Annotated in this window: 6 protein-coding genes and 2 pseudogenes; 6 read left to right on the top strand and 2 right to left on the bottom strand. The window is 40.6% G+C overall.

Annotated features, from left to right (window positions below):
• Nucleotides 1–182: 182 nt before the first annotated feature.
• Nucleotides 183–755 carry a hypothetical protein gene (locus tag QUB10_RS23505; protein WP_333066315.1) on the top strand — a complete coding sequence of 191 codons (573 nt, stop codon included), beginning with the start codon at nucleotides 183–185 and terminating at the stop codon, nucleotides 753–755.
• Between the two features lie 40 nt (nucleotides 756–795).
• Here the strand turns inward: QUB10_RS23505 and QUB10_RS23510 are convergent, their stop codons facing one another.
• Nucleotides 796–993, bottom strand: a complete 198-nt coding sequence (locus QUB10_RS23510; RefSeq protein ID WP_333205664.1) for a hypothetical protein — start codon at nucleotides 991–993, stop codon at nucleotides 796–798.
• On the opposite strand from QUB10_RS23510, the gene QUB10_RS23515 reads away from it, so the two are divergent.
• Nucleotides 992–1,708, top strand: a complete 717-nt coding sequence (locus tag QUB10_RS23515) for a GUN4 N-terminal ARM-like repeat domain-containing protein (protein ID WP_333205665.1) — start codon at nucleotides 992–994, stop codon at nucleotides 1,706–1,708. The two genes, QUB10_RS23510 and QUB10_RS23515, sit on opposite strands and share 2 nt — an antisense overlap.
• Before the next feature lie 101 nt (nucleotides 1,709–1,809).
• Here QUB10_RS23515 and QUB10_RS23520 read toward each other — a convergent pair whose 3' ends face one another.
• Nucleotides 1,810–2,913, bottom strand: a complete 1,104-nt coding sequence (locus QUB10_RS23520; protein ID WP_333205666.1) for an IS630 family transposase — start codon at nucleotides 2,911–2,913, stop codon at nucleotides 1,810–1,812.
• 273 nt (nucleotides 2,914–3,186) lie between these two features.
• Here QUB10_RS23520 and QUB10_RS23525 point away from each other — a divergent pair, with 273 nt between their 5' ends.
• The 4 genes and pseudogenes from QUB10_RS23525 to QUB10_RS23540 all read left to right on the top strand — a co-directional run.
• A complete protein-coding gene (locus QUB10_RS23525; RefSeq protein WP_333205667.1) occupies nucleotides 3,187–3,495 on the top strand; it encodes a hypothetical protein in 309 nt (102 codons plus the stop codon).
• Between the two features lie 283 nt (nucleotides 3,496–3,778).
• Nucleotides 3,779–4,846: pseudogene (locus QUB10_RS23530) on the top strand (ISKra4 family transposase).
• 18 nt (nucleotides 4,847–4,864) lie between these two features.
• Nucleotides 4,865–5,119, top strand: a complete 255-nt coding sequence (locus tag QUB10_RS23535; protein WP_333205668.1) for an ISAzo13-like element transposase-related protein — start codon at nucleotides 4,865–4,867, stop codon at nucleotides 5,117–5,119.
• A 497-nt stretch (nucleotides 5,120–5,616) separates the two neighbouring features.
• A pseudogene (locus QUB10_RS23540) lies at nucleotides 5,617–5,906 on the top strand (transposase family protein); the annotation flags it as partial.
• Between the last annotated feature and the right edge of the window lie 94 nt (nucleotides 5,907–6,000).

Genomic DNA, 6,000 nt, shown 5'->3' on the forward strand with positions numbered 1-6,000 from the left:
CTAGATCCCAATATCAGTCTACCTAATCCCGGGGGTGGGGGTCAGTTTCAGAGAACGGTGAATGGGAAAATAAACAGGTAAGGCGAGTCTGTCGGTGGAGTTTCCCCGCCTATCAACTTCCTTACCTTCTGATGTTCGGGATTTGGATCTGGCACAATCGTATTTCATCTCGTAAAAACCCAATGGAAAATACTCTCGAAACTACCCGCAGACAGCGCGTATTGACAAGAACCCAGGAACGGCGTCAGGCAACACCCAAAGAAAAACAGTTGATTCACCTGCTAGCCAATATGGCTTGCAGTTTGATTAAATACGACTACAAACACGCAGCGGGCAAGGGTACTCTCCCGCCTTCGGAAAGCAAGCGTTTAGCAGAATGGCACTACCTGCGAGTTCAGCAAATTCGCCGGATCGAACGTTCATTGGAGCCCGTAGCGACCCTTAAGCGCGTGTACTACAAGAGCATCCTCAGTCCGAGAGATCTGAAGTCTTTGAAACTTCTGTGGCTGGAGGAGGACAAAAACCGTGTCAAACGGGTCGATCCTGAGTTGGACGACATCCTTAGCGAAGCTTTGGATCGGGGAGATACTTTAAAACAGCTATTTCACTCGATCGAAGTCAAAGAACGCACATTTTCTGCTACTCCTCGCCCCGGCGCGGTACCGCTTTGGGTCAAAGAATGGGAAGACTCGGAATATGACATAAACTTTTTTCCGCCTTCCTTCTCTGCATGGGTTTCGATCGTGGACGACTAGGTTCAAGAAAAACTCTTTGACATGGCATCGATCGTAAATTTCAGATGGTAGACTGATTTGCTATTGCTGCCATTGGCGAAGAGGGTGCGTGCGGGCTTGAGGCTAAACTAGGCAGCGTGGCGCGCAGGCATCCGAGTACAGAGAAGTGAATCGGAGTCAGTACCATTGTACAATGGAGGAAAACCAGGGCTTCAGCTAATAGCTGATAGCTGATAGCTGATAGCTGATAGTTTCTCATGACTGACTCGATTTCTACTTCTCCTCTAGACTCGGCGGCCGATACAGCCGAACTCCGCTCTCAGTTGAGGTCGGGTTCGGAAAAAGCTCAACTGCAACTGCTACAACAACAAATAGCAGATTCCGGTTGGGATGTATTGATGGAATTTTTATTAGAGCGCAAGTCAGAAGCACCGACTGCGGTAATGGGTAAGGCTTACCAAATTCTTTACAGTGCTAATTCTCCGAGAGCGGCGGAGTTTTTGCAAGCGAATTTTCCCACTGGGGTTGTGCCGCTGCGATCGGACTCTAACATTGATTACACTCCACTGCAACAATTATTGGCGTTACAGGAATTTCAAGAAGCCGATCGCTTGACTTTAGACAAGCTTTGTGAATTAGCGGGTGAGACAGCTTCCATGAGAAAGTGGCTGTATTTTACGCAAGTTGAGAGTTTGCCAGTGGCGGATTTGCAAACAATTAATACGCTGTGGAAAGTTCATTCCGAAGGCAAATTTGGCTTTTCGGTGCAGCGGGAAATTTGGCTGAGTTCGGGCAAGAATTGGGATAAGTTGTGGCCGCTAATTGGCTGGAAGAAGGGGAATAATTGGACGCGGTATCCGCAAGAGTTTATTTGGGATTTGAGCGCGCCTAGGGGTCATTTGCCGCTGTCGAATCAGTTGCGGGGAGTGCAGCCTTTTGCAGCTTTGATGGCTCACCGTGCCTGGTTGAAGTGAATGGTTTTCGGGCTTTTGGAGAAGGCGGGGCCGGCGGGATGTTCGGCCCGACATTTGTTAGTGAGGGGGTGTTGGATAAGCTGTCAAACATCTAAACTGCATTAACTCGCGTTACCTTTATTTTTTATTTTTCGGTTCCATTTCATAATTAGTCCTCCTTCATTTAACAGTTTATGTAACAGTGCTTCTAATTTTTCAATGGATTCAAATAATCTATTAGCAACATATTCCTTGGCAGAATGCCAGACTAATTCAACTAAGTTATAGTCCGGGCTATACTTGGGCAAAAACTCTATGATTAGATTCGGCATCTCTGACGCTATTTTCTGCAAAGTCGCTGCTTTTTTATGAAAACTAGCGTTGTCCAAGATTATCACAAATTTACAGCCTTTATCTTCAAATTCTTCCGCTAAATTTCCTTGCAATATCCACTCGGATTTTAAATCTTCATAAAAAGTTTTCAGCACAGCATAAAAATTAGCAGAATTACCAGATGGAATAAAATCTACCCATCTTTTTTTGTCTGAGTATCTCACTCCACCCATAACATTAATACGACCTTTTCGTCGGTCTCCTCTTTTATTACTTCTAGTCCCCTTTTTACACCAGGTTTTCCGTCTAATTACTCTTAAACTAAATCCACTTTCGTCCCAAAACCATACCTGCAATAGGTTTGGAGATTCTTTTTCTACTTTTAAATACTCAGCTAATTTATCTTTAAATAAACCCCTTTCTACGGCATCTTGCTTATCCTTCAAGCTGTATTTAGCCCAAAGGTAAACATACTTTTTTGATTTTAAAATTCTCCTTACTTGGGTACTACTCAACTCGATTCCTGTTTTCTCTCCTAGATATATGGCAAGTCTAGCTGTTGTCCATTTCCCGAATTCATAGCCATATTTCTCAGGTTCTACTTCAACTGTTTCTAAAAGTAAATTAATGTATTCTTCTGTGGCTTTTCGGTAATTACCCTTCATCCTATTATCTTTAAAAGTGTCTAAATTATCAGGATCACCATGAATGCTCCAATAAGCAATCTTTCTCAGAGAGCATCCTATTAGTTCAGCAGTTTGAGCTTGTGTATTTCCGCTATTTAGCAATAAAAAAATTAAGGCTCTTTGCCGAATGTCTGGATGCTCATGCTCCTTTAATACTTGTTGAAGATTTTCCCTTGTCTCGGAACTGAGGAAGTTTTTAGTAGGCATTGACTTTTTATAAATATCATCATATTATACTATGCAATATGCGTTTTAGATGCTGAACAGCTTATGACAGTAACAACCCCGTCAGAACATAGATAGGGCTTGCTGAATAAGGAATGAAAAATAAATAAGTTGATGAGTTATCGGTTATAATGAAAAAAGTGCGCTTATTGCAATTTTGGCTCCTACAGAGATCAACTCACAAAGGATTTTTCTACTTAACTATTCTAATTTACTTTTAAATCCATGTTTTATTCGAGTTCAATTGAGTCAGAAATGAAAATTTTTTATAAATCCTTATCAGAAAAGGATAAAAGAAGGTATGCAGCTATAGAATCTCAAAAATTAGGATGGGGTGGAATTAGCTATGTAATGCAACTTTTGGGCTGCAGCCGAAATACCATAATCAAGGGATTGGAAGAATTAGAGAAAATGGACTCAGAGACACTAAATAGTTCCAGGATCAGAAAGAAAGGAGGGGGAAGAAAAAGTATTGGGTCTACTCAAATCGGTATTGAGGCAGCCTTTTTAGAAGTTTTAAAAAATCACACAGCCGGAGACCCAATGAATGAGTTAATCAAATAAACTAATTTGACGCATAAAGAAATAGCTTCTGGACTACGAACGGCAGGTTTCACCATTAGTCTACCCTGAGTTGCCAAGCTATTAAAAAAGCATGGATATGTGAAAAGAAAAGCCCAAAAAAACAAACAATAGGAATTAACAAAAATCGGGACGCTCAATTTAAAAATATTGCGCGACTGGATACAGAGTACAGAGTAGGGTGCATCTCGCTTTGGCGAATATGTCGCAAAAGGGTTAAAATGGAAAAGCTAGTAAAATTGCCAAAAAATATGAGGTAAAGAAAATGACACCCTCAGACCAAGAACAGCTAAAAGCCTACTTAAAAGCGGCAGCATCCATTCTTTACAGAAATACAGATCCAACCGAGTTAGAAAGTTTTGATAGCATAGAAAAATCTCTCCGTCAGAAAATGCTAGAACAAGTGGGACCAGAACTAGGTAGCTTTTTTTTTCAGCAGTATCAGGGATTCAAACAGGAAAATCCAGAAAAATAAAATCAATAGTCGGTTCGCTCGAAATTACAGACAATCAAGCGAAATATTTTGGATTGAAAGCGTATAGTCAATTCAGTCCAATGATGGAAAAGTGCTGTCTTTTAATCAGTGCCAACGAATCTTATCAAATGGCAGAAAAAGATTTAGAGATTTTCACGGGGATCAAAGTCTCTCATAGTACATTACAAAGATTAGTCAAACGACAAGAATTTGAATTACCTACATCTAAACAAGGAGTTCAAGAAATTACATTAGATGGCGGGAAAGTCAGGCTACGCAACGACACCAAAGGCGAGGGCTGTTACTGGAAAGACTATAAAGCCATTTGTTTAGATAATGTTTATTCGGGAGCCTTTTTTCAAAATAATCAAGATTTAATTGATTGGACTAATAGCCAAAACTTACTACATCCTATGTATTGACGGTTGAGATGGTCATGCGGGAATTTGGAAAATATTTCAAGAAATAGGAGATACTGAACAAAGACAAGAAATCTTAGATTGGTATCATCTGAAAGAAAATCTTTACAAGGTAGGAGGTTCGCTAAAACGTTTAAAACTAGCCGAAAATATGTTGTGGCAAGGTAAAATAGATGAAGTTATTAATCTATTTAAAGAGATGAAAAAAAAAGGATTCAAAATATTTTGTAACTATTTAGAGACCCATCGGTGCCGAATAGTCAACTACCAATACTATAAAGAAGAGTCCATAAGTTCGATAGGTTCGGGAACAGTTGAATCAATTATTAAACGAATTGGGTTCAGGGTAAAAATATCAGGAGCGCAATGGAAAATTGAGAGCGTTCCCTCTATCCTTTCTCTTCGCTGTGCTTATCTCAACGGTCAACTTTCAATTTGATGTATTTGCCAAAGTGAGATGCACCCTACAGAGTATAGAGAACCCAGCAATCCTATTATTAGTCTTGACACCAAAAAGAAAGAAGTTTTAGGAAAATTGTATCGTCCGGGAACTCTCTATACAAAGGAACCTGTCACTACTTTCGATCATGATTTTTGGAGTTTAGGTCACGGGAAAGTGATTCCGCATGGGGTTTATGATTCTCAACAAAACCGACGATATACAGCCTTTCTCAGAAAGATGAGGTATAATGTTACTGACCCTCACTCGTGAGGGTAAAACAGAGAATATCGGATCAAATGAACTATAATTATATGGTTGAGTAAAGCCACGCGAAAGCGATACCACACATCATAACATTTTTTTGAAAGTACGCGATGCTTGACTCACAACACGTTTACTTGTACCAAACATCATACCTTGTTAAAAATGAAAGCTTACTCGATTGATTTTCTGCCAAAAATCCTAGATACTTATCATACTGAACCCATCTCACAAAAAGCAATAGCTAAGCGTTTTTTTCAGGGTAAGCTCATCTAATTTGGTATAAATTGTACTTGACAAAAAGGGCAAGATATAAAAGAGCATCCTGTCAATAGCGGCTCTTTGAACCCATCCCTGATTAAGCAACGCCCGACAGACAACGGGCGATCGACTCGCAGCCTCAAAGATGTCAAATTGGTTCTATAATACTGCTTCATCTGTGTCACGAATGGTGAGGAAAAATCAATGGAGAAAGGATTCGAGCGTGTTGTGAATGAGGCAAAATCATCACCGAAACCCGACAGGTCTCAACCCCTCTCCCTGCAACACTTACTGCGCCTTCAACTTATTTTGATGACATACCAGATCCGAGAGTAGACCGAACAAAACAACATTTACTTAAAGACATTCTGGTCATTACCATATTAGCTACGATCGCCGGTGCCCAGGGGTGGGAAGACATCGAAAATTATGGACTCAGCAAGCAGCAATGGGCGTGAATAATTTTTAGAGTTACCCAATGGCATCCAAGCGTGATGATACATTTCGCCGGGTGTTTGAAAAGCTAGACCCGAAAGTTTTTTCTTGAGAAGTTATCCCACATTCCGCAGGTGCGATCGCGCGAGCGAGTATTTTTCAAAGATTGGGCCACCGAACCCGCAAAAATAAGA

It is taken from the genome of Microcoleus sp. B5-D4, assembly GCF_036705145.1.
Lineage (GTDB): Bacteria > Cyanobacteriota > Cyanobacteriia > Cyanobacteriales > Microcoleaceae > Microcoleus.